At 72.3% G+C, this 752-nt stretch carries 1 protein-coding gene; it reads left to right on the top strand.

Annotated features, from left to right (window positions below; translation table 11 throughout):
- Window positions 1-627: AMP-binding enzyme (locus tag BZY54_RS48970; RefSeq protein WP_143668491.1), on the top strand; the 627-nt coding region annotated here is incomplete at its 5' end.
- Window positions 628-752: the final 125 nt, after the last annotated feature.

Here is a 752-nt window from a genome sequence, read left to right as displayed (position 1 = left end):
TCCTGCACCGCCTACCGGTTCCCCGAGGAGATCGCCGACTGGCCGCACACCCCCAACGGCACCGCGCCGATCGGGACCGGCTACCCGGTCCTGGACCTGCTGCTGCTCGACGAGGACGGCCGGCCGAGCGACACCGGAGAGCTGTGCGTGAGGGGCCCGCTGCGCTTCGCCGGATACCTGGACCCGGCGCACAACGCGGGCCGCTTCCTCACCGAGGACCACCGGCCGGCCGGCGACGGCCCTCCGCAGCAGGGGCACTGGTACCGGACGGGGGACCGGGTCACCGTGCGGGACGGCCGGCTCGTCCATCTCGGGCGCACCGACCACCAGGTCAAGATCCGCGGTCACCGCATCGAACTGGGCGAGATCGAGGCCGCCCTGCGCGGGCAGCCCGGGGTGCGGGACGCGATCGTCGTCACCGTGCCCGCCGCCGACGGCGAGCCGGAGTTGCGGGCCGCGGTCAGCGGCCCGGGCTGCGTGCCCGACCGGCTGTACACGGCACTGGGCGACCGGTTGCCGCCGTACATGATGCCCAGCCGGATCGCCGTCCTGGACCGGCTGCCCCTCAACCCCAACGGCAAGATCGACCGCCGGGCCCTGCTCACCGAACTCGGGCGCCCACGCTGACCATCGGCGTCCGCAGGTTCCCCTGCCCCCCTGCTCCCCCTGGTCCCCTTCCTGTTTTCTCTGCCTTCTTCTCCCTCCTTCTTGTCTTCTTCCTTCTTCCCCCTTCTCCCCCCGTTTTCCGACTC

Origin of the sequence: Streptomyces carpinensis (genome assembly GCF_002154505.1) — a bacterium.
GTDB lineage: Bacteria > Actinomycetota > Actinomycetes > Streptomycetales > Streptomycetaceae > Streptomyces > Streptomyces carpinensis.
Note: the sequence above shows the minus strand (reverse complement) of the source record. Positions and strands in the feature narration are given on the sequence as shown.